Source organism: Vibrio spartinae (genome assembly GCF_024347135.1).
GTDB lineage: Bacteria > Pseudomonadota > Gammaproteobacteria > Enterobacterales > Vibrionaceae > Vibrio > Vibrio spartinae.
In genome coordinates this window covers 3004121-3019692 of the sequence record NZ_AP024907.1, presented here as the reverse complement: position 1 = coordinate 3019692, position 15572 = coordinate 3004121, and the positions used below count along the sequence as shown (strand labels likewise).

Here is a 15572-nt window from a genome sequence, read left to right as displayed (position 1 = left end):
TTCCGGATGGTTTTCTAGACTTTTGGAGCAAGAGTGCGTATAAATCGCACTCTTTCTTTTTCAAGATGCTTTGGCAAAATAGTTTTGACTTTGGGGAATGTAATGCGTGAATTAGATACGCTGGCTTCTGATGATTACAACCAGCGTTTTGGCGGAACCCGCCGTCTTTATGGTCATGATGCGGTTGAGATTCTCCGTGCGGCACATGTCTGTGTCATTGGTCTGGGTGGCGTTGGTTCGTGGGGCGCAGAAGCGTTGGCCAGAACCGGTATAGGTGAACTGACTTTAATCGACATGGATGATGTATGCGTGACCAATGTGAATCGTCAGATCCATGCAATGCAAGGGACGGTTGGTCAAAGCAAAATCGAAGTGATGGCGGAGCGGATCCGGTTGATTAATCCCGAGTGTCGCGTCAATTTGATTGATGATTTCATCTCTCCTGACAATCAGCATTTGTATCTGAAACCTGAATTTGATTATGTGCTGGATGCAATTGATAGCCTCAAAGCAAAAGCCGCCTTATTAGCTTATTGTCGACGCAATAAGATCAAAGTGATTACGGTTGGCGGCGCCGGCGGGCAAGTCGATCCGACCCAGATACAGGTCGCGGATTTGACCCGGACCATTCAGGATCCACTGGCGAAGAAACTGAAAGATCGTTTACGGCGAGATTATCATTTTCCGAAAAACCCGGCACGGAAGTTTGGTATTGAATGTGTCTTCTCAACAGAACAATTAAAATATCCGCAGGCTGATGGTTCGGTTTGTGCGATGAAATCGACAGCCGAAGGTCCGAAGCGGATGGATTGTGCCACGGGGTTTGGTGCCGCAACCATGGTTACTGCAAGCTTCGGCTTTGTGGCAGCCGCTAAAATCGTCGAAAAACTGATCCGCAAATATCAACAGTGATGGAAGGGGAAATGTGATGCCTAATTTACCGTTGTCGCCATTTGGTCGTGAAATCACTGCTGATGATGTGCAGCAAATCATGGCAAACCTTCACGGCTGGGAAGATAAATATCGTCAGGTGATTCAGTGGGGAAAACGGTTACCCGCGATGCCGGAGGACTTGAAATCTGAACGTATTCAGGTCTCGGGTTGTGAGAGTCAGGTCTGGCTGGTGGCTGAATCTGAACAGGACCAGTGGTTCTTTTGTGCGGATTCCGATGCCAGAATTGTCCGCGGATTGATTGCGATTGTGATGGCGGCTTACCAAGGGAAAACGCGTGATGCGATTGCGGCTTTCCCTATTGAAGACTATTTTTCCCGTTTAGGCTTGTTGAATCATCTCAGCCCATCCCGGGGCAACGGCCTCCGTGCTATCGTCCGGCAAATCCAGATACTGAGTCAGCACTGACAGACAGGCAGCGCGTTCCGAGCTCTGTCTCGTTAGAAAAAACTCAGACACTTGTCCAATGCGGCAATGAATTTTTGCACATCTGTGATGGTGTTATAAATCCCGAAAGACAGACGAATGGTTCCCTGAATGCCCAATGCATCCATACAAGGATGAGCACAATGATGACCCGCTCTGACAATAATGCCTTGTTGGTCCAAGAGCGTGGCGACATCCTGATGATGAACGCCTTCCACCACAAAACTGAGAATACTGGCGTTGGGCTGGTATCCTATTACCCGGACATCTTCATACTGACTTAGAGCCTGATAGGCCGCGTGTTGTAATTGGTGTAAGTGTTGTTCTCGGTCTTCGATTGTAAAAGACTGATACCAACGAATCGCTTCAGCCAGCGTAATCGCGCCGGCGATGTTAGGTGTCCCCGCTTCAAATTTACCGGGTAATCCGGTAAATGTGGTTTGCTCAAAAGAAACCTTCTCGACCATTTTGCCACCGCCTTGCCAAGGCGGCATGGCATCTAATAGGTGTTTCTTGCCATACAAAACCCCGATGCCGGTAGGCGCATACAGTTTATGGCCGGAGAAAACATAAAAATCGGCGTCCATCTCGACCATATTGACCGATTCATGAACAATGCCTTGTGCCCCGTCCACGACGACGACAGCCCCGTTTTGATGAGCCAGCGGAATAATCGCTTCTAACGGTAGCCGGGTGCCGGTGACATTGGTCATATGCGCAACTGCTACCAGCTTGGTTTTGGCATTGAGCCGTTGTGTATAAGCCTCCCAGCCAAACTCTCCCTGTGCCGTCATCGGAATCTTGATGACCCGAGCCCCCGTTTGTTCCGCGACTAGTTGCCACGGCACGATATTCGCGTGATGCTCGGTTTCACTCACCAGAATTTCGTCGCCTGCACTCAAGTTCGCTCTTCCCCAACTCTGAGCAATCAGGTTCAAGGATTCTGTTGCGCCTCTTGTCCAGATAATTTCCTGTTCGGAAGCTGCACCGATAAAGTCAGCAACCAATGAGCGAGCTTGTTCGAATGCTTGGGTTGCCTCGGCCGTGAGCTGATGGCTACCGCGGTGAACATTGGCATTCTGGTGCTGATAGTAGTGAGACAATCGGTCAATCACGCATTGTGGTTTTTGCGTGGTCGCAGCGCTGTCCAGATAGACATAAGCAGCATCGTTTAACGACGGAAACTGTTGGCGAACGGACGAAATATCAAGTGTCATGACGGTTACGACTCATTAAGTATTAAGCGGTTGAACTGGCGTAATCTCAGCAGGCGGAACCATCGGCTCAGCGACCTGCCACATGTGTTGTTCTCCGGAGAGCAGACGAACCACTTCCAGTGCGAATTCTAAGGCAGTTCCGGGCCCCTGACTGGTTAACACGTTGGCCGAGCGATCGTAAACCACACGCTGTGTGCTTCTCTGTGCATCGGGAATCTGTTGTTGAAAATTCGGGTGACAGGTGAGCTGTGCTTCCGGGAACAGGTGATGATGCTGGAATACAATGGCCGGCGCAGCACAGATCGCAGCAACCAGACGACCGGCTTGTTTTTGTTGTCTGAGTTGCTCAATGAGGAGCGGATTGTCGCGGAAGTTCTCTGCACCTGCAAGGCCGCCGGGCAGGACAATGGCATCAAACGGTTGGTGTATGACATGCCGCAGCGGTGTTTCCGCCGTTAACATCACGCCTCGCGAGGCTTTCATCATCAGTTGTTCTGTCGGATCGGCACTGGCGGTTACTACGTGATAACCCGCCCGAACCATGACATCAATGATTGTGATTGCTTCGATTTCTTCACTGCCGGTCGCTATGGGCACTAAAATGTTATAACTCATATGAGTGACTCCCACTGTTGTTCCAATGTCCTGATGTGATGATATAAGGCTTCGTTTTCTGGGACTGCAATCCCATGTTTTTTCGCACGGCTGAGCAGATACCCTGTAATAAAGTCTATTTCAGTTTTTCTCCGGTGGTAAACATCTTGATGCATCGACGACTTATTTTCCGATGTAGCAGTGATGACGCAGTCAATATGAGTGGTTAATTCTTCAAGATGAACCGGAATGTTCTCAGCAGCCATGACGGCGCCCACTTCCGCAATCAGACGAGAGATGACGGCTTGGTATCTGGGGAATGCTAAATTGCCATTCGGGCATTGATGGATGGCGGTTAGGGGATTGATCACACAATTGACGGCAAGTTTGCGCCATAGGGCGTGTTCAATCTGTGGGTGCCAGTGAACCTCAGGGAATGCATGTTGTAAGACATCGCACAGAAACTGACAGCGATGACCTTGCTCATTCGCAGCACCGATGAAGGTTTCACCTTGTCCGGTATGGAAGAGTTGTGTCGGCGCTGGCTTGAAAGCGCCATGTGTCGTCGTCGCCAGAACGATTGGATTGGTTGGTAATAAAGTGCGGATTGACTCAACAGTCCCCATTCCGTTGTGCATGAGCATCATGATGGTGTCAGGATCGATCTGACGGGCGAGTGAATCAAGGGCTGACGTGGCCTGCCAGGCTTTAACGGTCACCAAAATGAGATCAGCGTGTTTGATATCGTTGATCTGACGGTTGCTGAATGTGTAGCTGTGTTCACCGAACCGACATTGATAGTGAGACTCGGTTTGTCTGCCAAACACTGCGACCTGATGTCCGTCTTGCTGTAATTTGATGGCCCAAAGCGAGCCAATCGCTCCCGGGCCAATCACCAGAATATTCATGCTTTATTGGGGCTCATTGATTTGTTCCGAACGATTAGCGAGTCTAATCAAGCCTGATTTAAATGCAATCTTGTTTTAAATGCAGTCCTGTTTTCTGGATGCTTTTGCTTTTTCCAGCAGATCCGTAAAGTAATGCCGGAGTAGATAAAGCATGATCAGACTCGGGACAACCATAACCGAAGTCAGGACAAAAAATAGTGGCCAGTTGTTCAGATAATCGACCATCGCGCCACTGAATGACGAGAGGACGGTGCGCCCGGCATTGCCTAAAGACGCTAATAGCGCGTATTGCGTTGCCGAAAAGGCTTGCCCGGTCATTAAGGTGAGGAATGAGACAAATGCGACGGTTGAAAAAGCCGTGGTAAAGTTATCGACGATGACGGTTGCCAGAAAAAGGTGTTCATTCGGACCGGTCTGCGCAATCCATGCGAACATCAGATTGCTGGCTGACATGGCGATGCCCCCGATCATCAAGCCTTTTACAATACCGAATCGGACTGTCACCATACTCCCGATCAGCGTGAAGAACATCGTTGTCCACCAACCGATCATTTTCGAGTAGTAACCAATTTGCTCATTGGTGAACCCGACCTCCCGGTAAAATGAAATCGACATTTTGCCCAGAAACGCTTCGCCAATTTTGAACAAAAACACGAAGAGCAAGATCGTTAATGCAACCCGAATCCCGTTCCGTTTAAAGAAATCAATAAACGGTTCGACTACGGTGACAGAAAGCCACAGGAGGGCCGGAGATTCAATATACTGATGGTGACGCGCTTGCGCTTTTTGCTGTAAAAGATCTCGGTGGGTGACTGGCTCTTTGGTCATCAGCGTGAATATTATCAGCACAACCATGACGGCAGCCATCCCAAAATAAATCGTATTCCAGCCATATTGATCGGCATTGGTAAATGCCAGATAACCCGGTAGAGAATAACCGGTCCACCAACCGATGACCGCCATTGCAGAAGCTTGAGGCAGCTTCGATTCTTCGGCTTTATTGAAGCTGTCGATCCGAAACGCATCAATCGCAATATCCTGAGTTGCTGAGACAAATGCGATCACCAGTGCGATCCCGTAGGTCATCATAAAATGAGTGGTGGGATTGGAAAAAGAAGCAATTGCCAGTGTGCACAACAAAATGATGCACTGGCAGACAAAAATCCAGCTACGCCGTTGCCCGAGCCATCGGCTCACCAGTGGGATATGAATTCGGTCTACGAGAGGGGACCATAAAAAATTGACTGAATAGGCGACAAAAATACTGCTGAAATAACCAATATCCGTATTGGTAAATCCAGCATCTTTTAGCCAGCCGGACATATTGGAACCGATTAATACCCAAGGAAATCCACTGGAACATCCAAGCATGAGAACCCATGCCAAACGTTTATCGAGATAACTCTGAACAGTGGATTTCCACGTGTATGATGATTTTTGCAACGAATAAACCTCTATTGTGCTGTTGACGTCGTTGCTGTGGTGTCTTTTTCAGGGACAACAAAAACACGCGTGATAATAATCGGTTCTACGGGGACATCGTTCATATATTTCTGGACGCCCGTTTTTTGCTGACCAATCTTTTGAATCACGTCAAACCCTGCCGTGACCCGACCAAATACCGCATAACCCGGTGGCCGTTTTCCGTAATTGAGAAAGTCATTATCAACCAGGTTGATAAAAAATTGCCGGGTAGCTGAGTTTGGATCCTGAGTTCTGGCCATTGCAATGGTTCCGGTTTGATTGGACAAACCGTTATTGGCTTCGTTAGCGATTGGCGGGTAAGTTTTCAGCCGTTCCATTTGGGTGCTGAATCCCCCCCCTTGAACCATGAAGCCGGGAATGACCCGGTGAAAAATACTGCCGACATAGCTGCCGTTTTCAACATAACGCAAGAAGTTTTTGACTGTGACCGGTGCTTGTGCGCTGTTCAATTCGACTGTAAACGAACCCAGTGTGGTTTCAAATGCCACACTGGGGGATGCTGACGCGCCGAGGCTAAACAGTGAAAAAAAGCAACAGGCCAGTATGGCTGAGAAGCGATACCGACGCATTAAAAGTGCTCCCGCATATAGTTTTTCAGCTCGTCATCTTGGGCAATCTTTTTCAGAACATTATTCACGACATCATTAAAGACCATCTCGATATCATCATTCGATGCACTAAATGTTGACGTTTTCTTTGCGGTACCATGGTAAGTTTTTACTAATTTTCCGGTTGGCGTTTCAGCCGTGATTTCAAGCACAACACTTGCGTTCATTTCACTTTCCATCATCGAATGCTTCACTGAAACGAGTGCTTCTTGGATCTCTACCGTCATTGAGTTTTCGCTATTGACGCTGGTTGTAAAACCTTGAGAAGAGAATTGTTGTGACAATGCATTCTCAATCGCGATCCGCACATTCTGGCGCGCATGAACCGGTTCGATATGTGCACGGCCGCTATCAACTAACGCAACATATTGAGAGGTTCTGACATCTTTACTCATCAGGGTAAAAGATTTTCCTTTCACAATATCACTCTGGCTGAGGGCCGGTTGAGGGGCAAAGTTGATTTGTTGCTGCTGTGGGCCTGAACAGGCGGCAAGCAGTGCGACAGTCGCTGCAATAACCAGTTTTTTCATGAGTGGTTCCTTGTTCAAAATCGAGTAATCACATTAACAGATATGTATGGAAAACCAAGTCTGTATGGAACTCTAGGTTTGTGTAAAAACGTCATACGATTCGTGTGTGAGCCGACATTGAGAAGTGGCGTGATAAACACCTAAATTTCAGCGTTTATCCTTCGTGCTTCAGTTCTCCGACTCCCATGGTCAGAAGTTTAGCTGCTCACGGTTTAGTTGCCTGTAAGATAACAAATTTTTTGTTCATCGCGACAGTTTTTACGTTAGATTTTCCAAATATTTTCGTGAGTTTTCCATCGTAGCCGAGGTGACGGTTACCGATCACTAATAATTCACCTCTCTTTTCCAGAACATGCTTTGCATCACAGAACATCTGCCAGGCAATGTGGTCAGTGATGGTATTCTGCTGGTGAAAAGGTGGGTTGCATAAAATCAAATCAGCGGATGCGGGGGCCAAACCATCGAGACAATTATTCGCGATACACTGCATATTTGCGCGGTTGCCGAAGTGATAGTTTAAATTTCTTCGGGCTGATTCGACGGCCATGAAGCTTTCATCGATACAGGTTAAAGCTGCGTGCGGGTTTCGTTGTCCTGCTTTGATAGAGAGAACGCCGTTACCGCATCCTAAATCGATAATGTGCTTGCAATTTGGTTTTTCTGGAATGTGGCAAAGGAAAAAACGCGCTCCCAAATCAAGACTTTCTCCGGAGAAGACATTGGGCAGATTGACTAACCGAACCGATTGATGATCAATTTCTGCGTCCCAGATCAGCTCTGGGGATACCGACTGAAGGGGCGCATCCGCACTGGCAAACACTAAGCGATGTTTTTTCCAAGCGAGTGACGTCTGCGTGGTACCTAGATATTGTTCAAACAGTTGCAATGTTGAGGTATGGATATCTTTCGCCTTGTTGACCGCAATCACTGGACAGGTTTTAGGTAGATAGGTGCGGAGTTGACTGAGTTGCCAGATGAGGTGGCGATTATTCTTGGGTAACTGAAATAAAACCAAATCAATATCGGTAGGCAGATCTGCGATTGTTGTCAGGCAGCTGATCGCATGATCACCGTTGCGGGTCAAATTTTGTTGCACCCCTTGATGGGAGAGGTATGAATCGCTCATCAGGGTGACTTGATGATCCCGGGCAAACCAACATGACAGTGCGCCAAAATGATCATTCAGAATCAAGATATGCTTGCCCGGAGATAACGTCATGGCCTCAACATGACGAATGAGGTATTCGTCTCCGGCATCCCATGCCTGCAAATTTTCATAATGCTGCTCAGGGTAGCGGTGCAATGTCAGCGTTCGTTCGTTTAATGATAATTCTGTCTTCATTGTTTTCAATTAGGCGTGTCGGTTTATTAAATTGTCGATTATTGTCGCAAATGCAGCACAAACAAGAAACTGAAACCTTTTTCTGAACGTCAGAGAGTAGTAATATATGTCGCCACAGGTTCACCGGAGTATTTTTATCTGTGCTCAACACGTTTTTCCGGTGATCTCGGAGAGAGAAAGTACATGATACAAGAAATTATTGAAGCGAAGTTACATCAGGCATTCCAGCCCGAGCACCTGCAAGTGCTTAATGAGAGTTACATGCATAATGTGCCAGCTGGATCTGAAAGCCATTTCAAAGTTGTGATTGTCAGTCCCTCGTTTGATGGACAGCGTTTAATTGAACAGCACCGAGCTGTGAATCAGGTTTTAGCTGATGAATTAGCAGGTCAGGTTCATGCGTTGTCGATTTATACCTATACTCCAGAACAGTGGCGACAAAATACTCAGGTGCCTGATAGCCCGATGTGTCATGGCGGCGGTCATAAAGAGAGCTGAGTGGTGGCGAACTGAGTGGATTGACAGTTATGAGGTATGATTGTCTCTGTGATAGCCGTTTGTGCTTTTAATCCATCTATCTATTTGATTAAACAAGATGTTTACTAAATATATACATCTTTGAAACGACTTGAGATAAGTGTGCTATTCGTCAAAATTATGATAATTTCTTGCATTATATTGCACCCTAATGAAGAAAGAAAAGCAGCCTAGATCATGGCATCAAATGCCTAAAAGATGGTACACTCTCGTGTCTGATAATATGCCTCACATGAGTGAGAGACGTGTTTTAAATAGGGTTTACGACCTTGTTGCAAAAAAATCAAGGCTGGATACCAGTGTCGTGTCTAGGGCTCATTTAGTTTTCTCGGCGTTTGTCCCCGATCTGAATAACTAAACAAAGCCAATTAATTATTTACAGAATTTTAAAGAATCTTTTTCCCGATAAAATAGTGCAAGTGCGTATGATTACAATAAAGAAGGGATTGGATCTTCCTATTGCTGGAACTCCTTCCCAGGTGATAAGTGATGGTAAAACCATCAGCAAAGTCGCCTTGCTTGGCGAAGAGTACGTTGGTATGCGTCCTACGATGCATGTCCGCGTAGGTGATGAAGTAAAGAAAGCTCAAATTCTTTTTGAAGATAAGAAGAATCCGGGGGTTAAATTTACTTCACCGGTCTGCGGTAAAGTTATCGAAGTGAACCGTGGTGCAAAACGGGTGCTTCAATCTGTCGTGATTGAAGTTGCTGGTGATGCACAGGAGACATTCGATAAGTTTGACGCGAGTCAACTTGCAAGCTTGGAACGCGAGCAAGTTAGAACACAGCTGGTTGATTCCGGTATGTGGACTGCGTTACGTACTCGTCCCTTTAGCAAGGTTCCTGCTATCGATTCTGCAACCAAGGCTATCTTTGTTACGGCAATAGATACCAATCCTTTGGCTGCTGATCCACAACTGATTATTAATGAACAATCAGATGCTTTCGTTGCAGGTTTAGACGTTTTATCTGTTTTGACAGAAGGTAAAGTCTACGTTTGTAAACAAGGAAAGAGCTTACCTCGTTCGGCTCAACCGAATGTGGAAGAGCATGTGTTTGAAGGGCCGCATCCAGCTGGATTGCCCGGAACACACATGCATTTCCTCTATCCTGTGGATCTCAACCATGTAGCTTGGAGTATCAACTATCAGGACGTTATTGCTATCGGTCATTTATTCTTGACCGGAGAGTTATACGTTGATCGTGTTGTGTCTCTGGCCGGACCGGTTGTAAATAAACCACGTCTGGTTCGTACGATGATTGGAGCTAGTTTAGACGAATTGATCGATAACGAAATTATGCCCGGAGAAGTCCGTGTGGTTTCTGGTTCAGTCCTTTCCGGAGTGAAAGCCAGTGGTCCTCATGCTTATCTTGGTCGTTATCATCTCCAAGTCTCAGTGCTTCGAGAAGGGCGTGAGAAAGAACTGTTTGGCTGGTTAGTTCCCGGTAAACATAAATTCTCCGTCACACGTTCGTACCTTGGACACCTTTTCCAAGGCCAGCTTTTCAATATGACAACCTCCACAAATGGTAGTGAGCGTGCGATGGTTCCAATCGGCAATTATGAAAAAATAATGCCACTTGATATGGAACCAACATTGCTCCTTCGCGATATCTGTGCTGGTGATACTGACAGTGCTCAGCGTCTCGGCATTTTAGAGCTCGATGAAGAAGATCTCTCACTGTGTACCTTTGTGTGTCCAGGCAAATACGAGTACGGCATGTTACTCCGTGAGTGTCTCGACAAGATTGAGAAGGAAGGGTAATTTCCATGGGTCTTAAAAAGTTTTTTGAAGACATCGAGCATCACTTTGAACCGGGTGCCAAGTATGAGAAATTGTATTCGCTGTATGAAGCGGCTGCGACAATTTTCTATACACCAGGCACGGTGACGAGAAAAAGCTCACATGTTCGTGATAGCGTCGATTTAAAGCGCATTATGATCATGGTTTGGTTAGCTGTTTTCCCTGCAATGTTCTGGGGAATGTATAACGCTGGCGGTCAGGCAATTGCTGCATTGAATCACCTCTATCAGGGGCAACAACTGCTCAGTGTGATTGATGGCAACTGGCATTACTGGTTTACCGAACTATTGGGTGGCACCCTAATGGCCGATACGGCTGGTTGGGGCAGTAAGATGTTGCTTGGTGCGACATATTTTCTTCCGATTTACCTGACCGTCTTTATTGTCGGCGGTTTCTGGGAAGTCTTGTTCTGTATTGTGCGGAAACATGAAGTCAACGAAGGTTTCTTTGTGACGTCAATTCTGTTTGCACTGATTGTTCCGCCAACCATGCCTTTGTGGCAGGCCGCGTTAGGGATCACCTTTGGTGTTGTTGTTGGTAAAGAGGTGTTCGGTGGAACGGGGCGTAACTTCCTCAATCCAGCATTGGCCGGCCGTGCATTCCTGTTCTTTGCTTATCCTGCTCAGATCTCCGGTGATGTAGTTTGGACTGCTGCCGATGGTTTCTCTGGTGCAACGGCACTGAGTCAGTGGTCTCAAGGTGGACATAGTGCATTGGTTAATAATGTCACAGGTGCGACTATCTCTTGGATGGATGCATTCCTCGGCAATATTCCAGGCTCAATTGGTGAAGTGTCTACCTTAGCGCTTGCTATTGGTGCTGCTTTTATCGTGTACATGGGAATTGCTTCATGGCGAATCATCGGTGGTGTGATGGTCGGTATGATTGCGCTTTCAACCCTGTTCAATGTTATTGGCTCAGATACCAACGCAATGTTTAATATGCCTTGGCATTGGCACCTTGTTCTTGGTGGATTTGCTTTTGGTATGTTCTTTATGGCGACCGATCCCGTTTCAGCATCGTTTACCGATAAAGGTAAATGGGCTTATGGAATGTTGATTGGGGCAATGTGTGTTTTGATTCGTGTTGTAAACCCAGCTTATCCGGAAGGAATGATGCTGGCGATTCTGTTCTCGAATCTTTTTGCACCATTATTCGACCATATTGTCGTTGAAAAGAATGTCAAACGGAGATTAGCGCGCTATGGCAAACAATAACGATAGCATTAAGAAAACGTTGTTTGTTGTTATCGTATTGAGCTTAGTGTGCTCAATCATCGTTTCAACGGCAGCTGTAGGGTTGCGTAGTAAGCAACAAATCAATGCAGTTTTGGATAAGCAGGAAAAGATTCTGGAAGTTTCCGGTGTCGATACGTCATCCGGTAGTATAAAAGAACTTTATACGCAATATATCGAACCGAAACTGGTGAATTTTAAAACCGGTGAATTTGTTGAGAAGACTCCTGAGGGGCAAACCGCGTCTGACTATGATCAGCGTGCGGCTTCAAAAGAGGTATCACAATCTCTGAAACTGCCTACATCTGAAGATCCAGCGCAAATTCGCTATAGAGCTGATTATGGTTTGGTCTATCTTGTGAAGCAGGGTGGTAAAATTCAGCGTTTGATCCTGCCAATTCATGGTAAAGGACTATGGTCAATGATGTATGCCTTTGTTGCAGTAGAGACAGATGGTAATACAATTGATGGCATTGTTTACTATGAGCAAGGTGAAACTCCTGGGCTCGGTGGTGAAGTGGAAAACCCAAACTGGCGTGCACAGTTTGTTGGTAAAAAGCTTTATGATGAAAATCATAAACCAGCAATTAAGATCGTCAAAGGTGGTGCACCTGCAGGATCGATACATGGCGTTGATGCACTGTCAGGTGCAACTCTGACTAGTATGGGCGTCCAGCATCAATTTGACTTCTGGCTGGGTGATAAGGGCTTTGGTCCATTCTTGGCAAAAGTCCGTGACGGAGGTCTGAACTAATGTCTACTGTGAAAGATCTGAAAAAGAGTCTGTTAGGACCGGTGTTAGACAACAACCCGATTGCATTGCAGGTTCTTGGCGTATGTTCCGCACTAGCGGTCACAACGAAGCTTGAAACAGCATTTGTTATGACGGTGGCGGTCATGTTTGTAACCGCGCTTTCTAACTTTTTCGTTTCATTGATTCGTAACCACATCCCTAACAGTGTGCGTATTATTGTCCAGATGGCAATTATTGCTTCGTTGGTAATCGTGGTTGACCAGGTTCTGAAAGCATATCTTTATGAGATTTCCAAACAACTTTCAGTTTTTGTTGGCTTGATCATCACGAACTGTATTGTTATGGGACGAGCTGAAGCATTTGCGATGAAAGAAGCCCCAATTCCTTCTTTAATTGACGGAATTGCAAATGGTCTGGGTTATGGTTTTGTCCTGATCAGTGTTGGTTTCTTCCGTGAGTTATTTGGCTCGGGTAAAATCTTTGGGATGGAAGTTCTGCCATTAGTGAATAATGGTGGTTGGTATCAGCCAAACGGTTTGATGCTACTTGCACCATCTGCATTCTTCTTGATTGGCTTCTTGATTTGGGGCATCCGTGTATTCAAACCAGAGCAAGTGGAAGCGAAGGAGTAAGGAACAATGGAACATTATATTAGTTTACTCGTACGATCCATTTTCCTGGAAAACATGGCGCTGGCTTTCTTTCTGGGGATGTGTACGTTTTTGGCTGTTTCAAAACAAGTCAAAACAGCATTTGGCTTGGGAATTGCCGTTACGGTTGTGTTAACCATTTCTGTGCCAGTCAATAACTTGGTTTATAACCTCGTTTTGAAAGAAAATGCACTGGTTGATGGTATTGACCTGACTTTCTTGAACTTTATCACTTTCATCGGGGTAATCGCGGCGTTAGTACAGATTCTGGAAATGGTGCTTGACCGTTTCTTCCCACCTTTATATAACGCACTGGGGATTTTCTTACCGCTCATTACGGTGAACTGTGCGATCTTTGGTGGTGTATCGTTTATGGTACAACGCGAATATGATTTTGTTGAGTCAATTGTTTATGGCTTTGGCTCCGGTGCTGGTTGGATGCTTGCGATCGTCGCGCTTGCAGGTATCCGTGAGAAAATGAAATATTCTGACGTCCCTCCCGGGTTACGTGGTCTTGGTATCACGTTTATCACGGTCGGTCTGATGGCGTTAGGTTTTATGTCATTCTCTGGTGTTCAACTGTAAGTCGGGTAAACCGCAGCAATAAGGAATAGTCAATGGACATTATTCTTGGTGTAGTGATGTTTACTCTGATTGTACTGGTTTTAGTTTTGGTGATTTTGTTCGCCAAATCTAAGCTAGTTCCAACAGGTGACATTACGATTCTAATTAATGGCGATGCTGAGAAAGCGATCGTCACGAGCCCTGGTGGTAAACTTCTGGGCGCACTGGCGGGATCGGGTATTTTCGTATCATCCGCTTGTGGTGGTGGTGGCTCTTGTGGTCAGTGCAAAGTAAAAGTTAAAGCGGGTGGTGGCGATATTCTTCCTACAGAATTAAGCCATATTTCCAAAGGTGAAGCTCGTGAAGGTGAGCGTCTGGCATGTCAGGTTTCCGTAAAAGCAGATATGGAAGTTGAATTGCCGGAAGAAATTTTTGGGGTGAAGAAGTGGGACTGTACTGTTATCTCTAATGATAGCAAAGCGACTTTCATTAAAGAGCTTAAGTTACAAATCCCTGATGGTGAGTCTGTACCGTTCCGTGCGGGTGGATATATCCAGATCGAAGCGCCAGCGCACCATATTAAGTACTCAGATTTTGATGTTCCTGAAGAGTATCGCTCTGACTGGGAAAAATTTAATCTGTTCCGTTATGAGTCGAAAGTTGACGAAGACATCATTCGGGCATATTCGATGGCAAACTATCCTGAAGAATTTGGCATTATTATGCTGAATGTTCGGGTTGCAACTCCGCCACCGAATAATCCAAATGTGCCGCCAGGTCAAATGTCATCTTATATCTGGTCTCTGAAAGAGGGAGATAAGGTCACAATTTCTGGTCCGTTTGGTGAGTTCTTTGCCAAAGATACCGATGCTGAAATGGTCTTTATCGGTGGTGGTGCAGGTATGGCACCAATGCGTTCACATATCTTTGATCAGCTGAAACGTTTGAAGTCTCAGCGTAAGATCAGTTTCTGGTATGGTGCACGTTCGAAGCGTGAAATGTTCTATGTAGAAGATTTTGATGCTTTACAAGAAGAGAACGAGAACTTTAAGTGGTTCTGTGCTCTGTCAGATCCATTACCAGAAGATAATTGGGATGGTTATACTGGCTTTATTCACAACGTTCTGTATGAGAACTATCTGAAGGAGCATGAAGCACCGGAAGACTGTGAATACTACATGTGTGGACCACCAGTGATGAATGCAGCTGTCATTAACATGTTGACAGAGCTGGGTGTCGAAGAAGAGAATATTCTTCTTGATGACTTTGGCGGTTAAGCTGTCATTTCATTCCCTGTATGATATGGCTGACTGTAAAGTCAGCCATTGTTTTATCCAAATGCTGTATTTTGTTATGGTTAATGACAGAATCTCTCATGAGTGAGAGCACAAGATTTGTTGCTGGTGAGATTGAGGTGTTTTGGTCAAAGCAGAGGGGATTCGCTTGTGGATGAGTCACTGAAGTCGTAGTGATTGTGAAACGATATTTGGTGCAAAGAAGTTCTCTCCGGATGGCTTCCCGTCAGTCTAAACCGTGAATGAGGTATAAATATGAGTACTTTCCTAATCACTTTTGCAATGTTTGTTGCTGTGATTGCAGCAATGGCGGTTGGATATATATTCCAAAAGAAAATGGTGAGCGGTAGTTGTGGTGGTTTGGGGGCTGTCGGTATTGAAAAAGTCTGCAACTGTCCAGAACCTTGTGACGCTCGCAAGAAACGCGAAGCGAAAGCGGCAGCTAGAGCTGACCGTTTAGCTGAATGGAACAAAGACCGTATTGTTTAATTGAGCTGACTTTGTCGATGTTTATGCTGCTCTTAATGGTTCCATACTGAGAGCGGCATCCTGCTCTGGATCTCTCTATTTGACTTTGTTATACCCTCTCTGATTTGTATATTGTCCTCGATTGTTTCTGAAAGTATCAATGCATCCCATTCTGACCGGTATCTATCTGTCGGTTCACCTG

At 45.9% G+C, this 15572-nt stretch carries 17 protein-coding genes; 10 read left to right on the top strand and 7 right to left on the bottom strand.

Annotation, left to right across the window (positions count from 1 at the left end):
- Positions 1–102: 102 nt before the first annotated feature.
- Positions 103–912: a tRNA cyclic N6-threonylcarbamoyladenosine(37) synthase TcdA gene (tcdA, locus tag OCU60_RS13575; protein ID WP_074371738.1), complete on the top strand. Its 810-nt coding sequence runs from the start codon at positions 103–105 to the stop codon at positions 910–912.
- A 16-nt stretch (positions 913–928) separates the two neighbouring features.
- On the top strand, positions 929–1360 hold the full coding sequence (csdE, locus tag OCU60_RS13570; RefSeq protein WP_074371737.1) for a cysteine desulfurase sulfur acceptor subunit CsdE: 432 nt from the start codon (positions 929–931) through the stop codon (positions 1358–1360).
- Positions 1361–1392: 32 nt separating this feature from the next.
- Here csdE and csdA read toward each other — a convergent pair whose 3' ends face one another.
- From csdA to OCU60_RS13535, 7 genes are all read right to left on the bottom strand, one after another.
- Entirely contained in the window at positions 1393–2595 is a 1203-nt protein-coding gene (gene csdA, locus OCU60_RS13565) for a cysteine desulfurase CsdA (protein ID WP_074371736.1), read from the bottom strand.
- A 15-nt stretch (positions 2596–2610) separates the two neighbouring features.
- Positions 2611–3210, bottom strand: coding sequence for a DJ-1 family glyoxalase III (locus OCU60_RS13560; protein ID WP_074371735.1), 600 nt, complete (start codon positions 3208–3210; stop codon positions 2611–2613).
- The gene (gene panE / locus OCU60_RS13555) at positions 3207–4097 is read right to left on the bottom strand and encodes a 2-dehydropantoate 2-reductase (protein WP_074371734.1); all 891 of its coding nucleotides are present in this window, start codon (positions 4095–4097) and stop codon (positions 3207–3209) included. Before panE ends, OCU60_RS13560 begins: the two co-directional genes overlap by 4 nt.
- Positions 4098–4172: 75 nt before the next feature.
- A complete protein-coding gene (locus OCU60_RS13550) occupies positions 4173–5540 on the bottom strand; it encodes an AmpG family muropeptide MFS transporter (protein ID WP_390903473.1) in 1368 nt (455 codons plus the stop codon).
- Positions 5541–5551: 11 nt separating this feature from the next.
- Complete coding sequence (locus tag OCU60_RS13545; protein ID WP_074371732.1) at positions 5552–6151, bottom strand: peptidylprolyl isomerase; 600 nt, start codon at positions 6149–6151, stop codon at positions 5552–5554.
- A complete protein-coding gene (locus OCU60_RS13540; RefSeq protein WP_074371731.1) occupies positions 6151–6720 on the bottom strand; it encodes a YajG family lipoprotein in 570 nt (189 codons plus the stop codon). Before OCU60_RS13540 ends, OCU60_RS13545 begins: the two co-directional genes overlap by 1 nt.
- A gap of 205 nt (positions 6721–6925) precedes the next feature.
- Positions 6926–8062 carry a methyltransferase gene (locus OCU60_RS13535; protein WP_074371730.1) on the bottom strand — a complete coding sequence of 379 codons (1137 nt, stop codon included), beginning with the start codon at positions 8060–8062 and terminating at the stop codon, positions 6926–6928.
- 183 nt (positions 8063–8245) lie between these two features.
- On the opposite strand from OCU60_RS13535, the gene OCU60_RS13530 reads away from it, so the two are divergent.
- The 8 genes from OCU60_RS13530 to nqrM all read left to right on the top strand — a co-directional run bounded on the left by OCU60_RS13530 (position 8246) and on the right by nqrM (position 15391).
- Positions 8246–8560 carry a BolA family protein gene (locus tag OCU60_RS13530; RefSeq protein ID WP_074371729.1) on the top strand — a complete coding sequence of 105 codons (315 nt, stop codon included), beginning with the start codon at positions 8246–8248 and terminating at the stop codon, positions 8558–8560.
- A 464-nt stretch (positions 8561–9024) separates the two neighbouring features.
- The gene (locus OCU60_RS13525) at positions 9025–10365 is read left to right on the top strand and encodes a Na(+)-translocating NADH-quinone reductase subunit A (RefSeq protein WP_074371728.1); all 1341 of its coding nucleotides are present in this window, start codon (positions 9025–9027) and stop codon (positions 10363–10365) included.
- A gap of 5 nt (positions 10366–10370) precedes the next feature.
- Positions 10371–11621 carry an NADH:ubiquinone reductase (Na(+)-transporting) subunit B gene (locus OCU60_RS13520; protein ID WP_074371727.1) on the top strand — a complete coding sequence of 417 codons (1251 nt, stop codon included), beginning with the start codon at positions 10371–10373 and terminating at the stop codon, positions 11619–11621.
- On the top strand, positions 11608–12393 hold the full coding sequence (locus OCU60_RS13515; RefSeq protein WP_074371726.1) for a Na(+)-translocating NADH-quinone reductase subunit C: 786 nt from the start codon (positions 11608–11610) through the stop codon (positions 12391–12393). Before OCU60_RS13520 ends, OCU60_RS13515 begins: the two co-directional genes overlap by 14 nt.
- Positions 12393–13025, top strand: a complete 633-nt coding sequence (locus tag OCU60_RS13510) for an NADH:ubiquinone reductase (Na(+)-transporting) subunit D (protein WP_074371725.1) — start codon at positions 12393–12395, stop codon at positions 13023–13025. Before OCU60_RS13515 ends, OCU60_RS13510 begins: the two co-directional genes overlap by 1 nt.
- Positions 13026–13031: 6 nt before the next feature.
- Entirely contained in the window at positions 13032–13628 is a 597-nt protein-coding gene (gene nqrE, locus OCU60_RS13505) for an NADH:ubiquinone reductase (Na(+)-transporting) subunit E (protein ID WP_074371724.1), read from the top strand.
- 32 nt (positions 13629–13660) lie between these two features.
- Positions 13661–14884, top strand: a complete 1224-nt coding sequence (gene nqrF, locus OCU60_RS13500; protein ID WP_074371723.1) for an NADH:ubiquinone reductase (Na(+)-transporting) subunit F — start codon at positions 13661–13663, stop codon at positions 14882–14884.
- A gap of 273 nt (positions 14885–15157) precedes the next feature.
- Positions 15158–15391 (top strand): (Na+)-NQR maturation NqrM, encoded by a 234-nt coding sequence (gene nqrM / locus OCU60_RS13495; protein WP_074371722.1) that lies wholly within the window; start codon positions 15158–15160, stop codon positions 15389–15391.
- Positions 15392–15572: the final 181 nt, after the last annotated feature.

Bases quoted from the DNA above. Each gene is read 5' to 3' on its own strand.
- OCU60_RS13535 (WP_074371730.1), bottom strand. From the start codon at position 8,062: ATGAAGACAGAATTATCATTAAACGAACGAACGCTGACATTGCACCGC.
- OCU60_RS13510 (WP_074371725.1), top strand. From the start codon at position 12,393: ATGTCTACTGTGAAAGATCTGAAAAAGAGTCTGTTAGGACCGGTGTTA.
- OCU60_RS13545 (WP_074371732.1), bottom strand. From the start codon at position 6,151: ATGCGTCGGTATCGCTTCTCAGCCATACTGGCCTGTTGCTTTTTTTCA.
- nqrE (WP_074371724.1), top strand. From the start codon at position 13,032: ATGGAACATTATATTAGTTTACTCGTACGATCCATTTTCCTGGAAAAC.
- panE (WP_074371734.1), bottom strand. From the start codon at position 4,097: ATGAATATTCTGGTGATTGGCCCGGGAGCGATTGGCTCGCTTTGGGCC.
- csdE (WP_074371737.1), top strand. From the start codon at position 929: ATGCCTAATTTACCGTTGTCGCCATTTGGTCGTGAAATCACTGCTGAT.
- tcdA (WP_074371738.1), top strand. From the start codon at position 103: ATGCGTGAATTAGATACGCTGGCTTCTGATGATTACAACCAGCGTTTT.
- nqrM (WP_074371722.1), top strand. From the start codon at position 15,158: ATGAGTACTTTCCTAATCACTTTTGCAATGTTTGTTGCTGTGATTGCA.
- OCU60_RS13515 (WP_074371726.1), top strand. From the start codon at position 11,608: ATGGCAAACAATAACGATAGCATTAAGAAAACGTTGTTTGTTGTTATC.
- OCU60_RS13540 (WP_074371731.1), bottom strand. From the start codon at position 6,720: ATGAAAAAACTGGTTATTGCAGCGACTGTCGCACTGCTTGCCGCCTGT.
- OCU60_RS13530 (WP_074371729.1), top strand. From the start codon at position 8,246: ATGATACAAGAAATTATTGAAGCGAAGTTACATCAGGCATTCCAGCCC.
- OCU60_RS13520 (WP_074371727.1), top strand. From the start codon at position 10,371: ATGGGTCTTAAAAAGTTTTTTGAAGACATCGAGCATCACTTTGAACCG.
- OCU60_RS13560 (WP_074371735.1), bottom strand. From the start codon at position 3,210: ATGAGTTATAACATTTTAGTGCCCATAGCGACCGGCAGTGAAGAAATC.
- csdA (WP_074371736.1), bottom strand. From the start codon at position 2,595: ATGACACTTGATATTTCGTCCGTTCGCCAACAGTTTCCGTCGTTAAAC.
- OCU60_RS13525 (WP_074371728.1), top strand. From the start codon at position 9,025: ATGATTACAATAAAGAAGGGATTGGATCTTCCTATTGCTGGAACTCCT.
- nqrF (WP_074371723.1), top strand. From the start codon at position 13,661: ATGGACATTATTCTTGGTGTAGTGATGTTTACTCTGATTGTACTGGTT.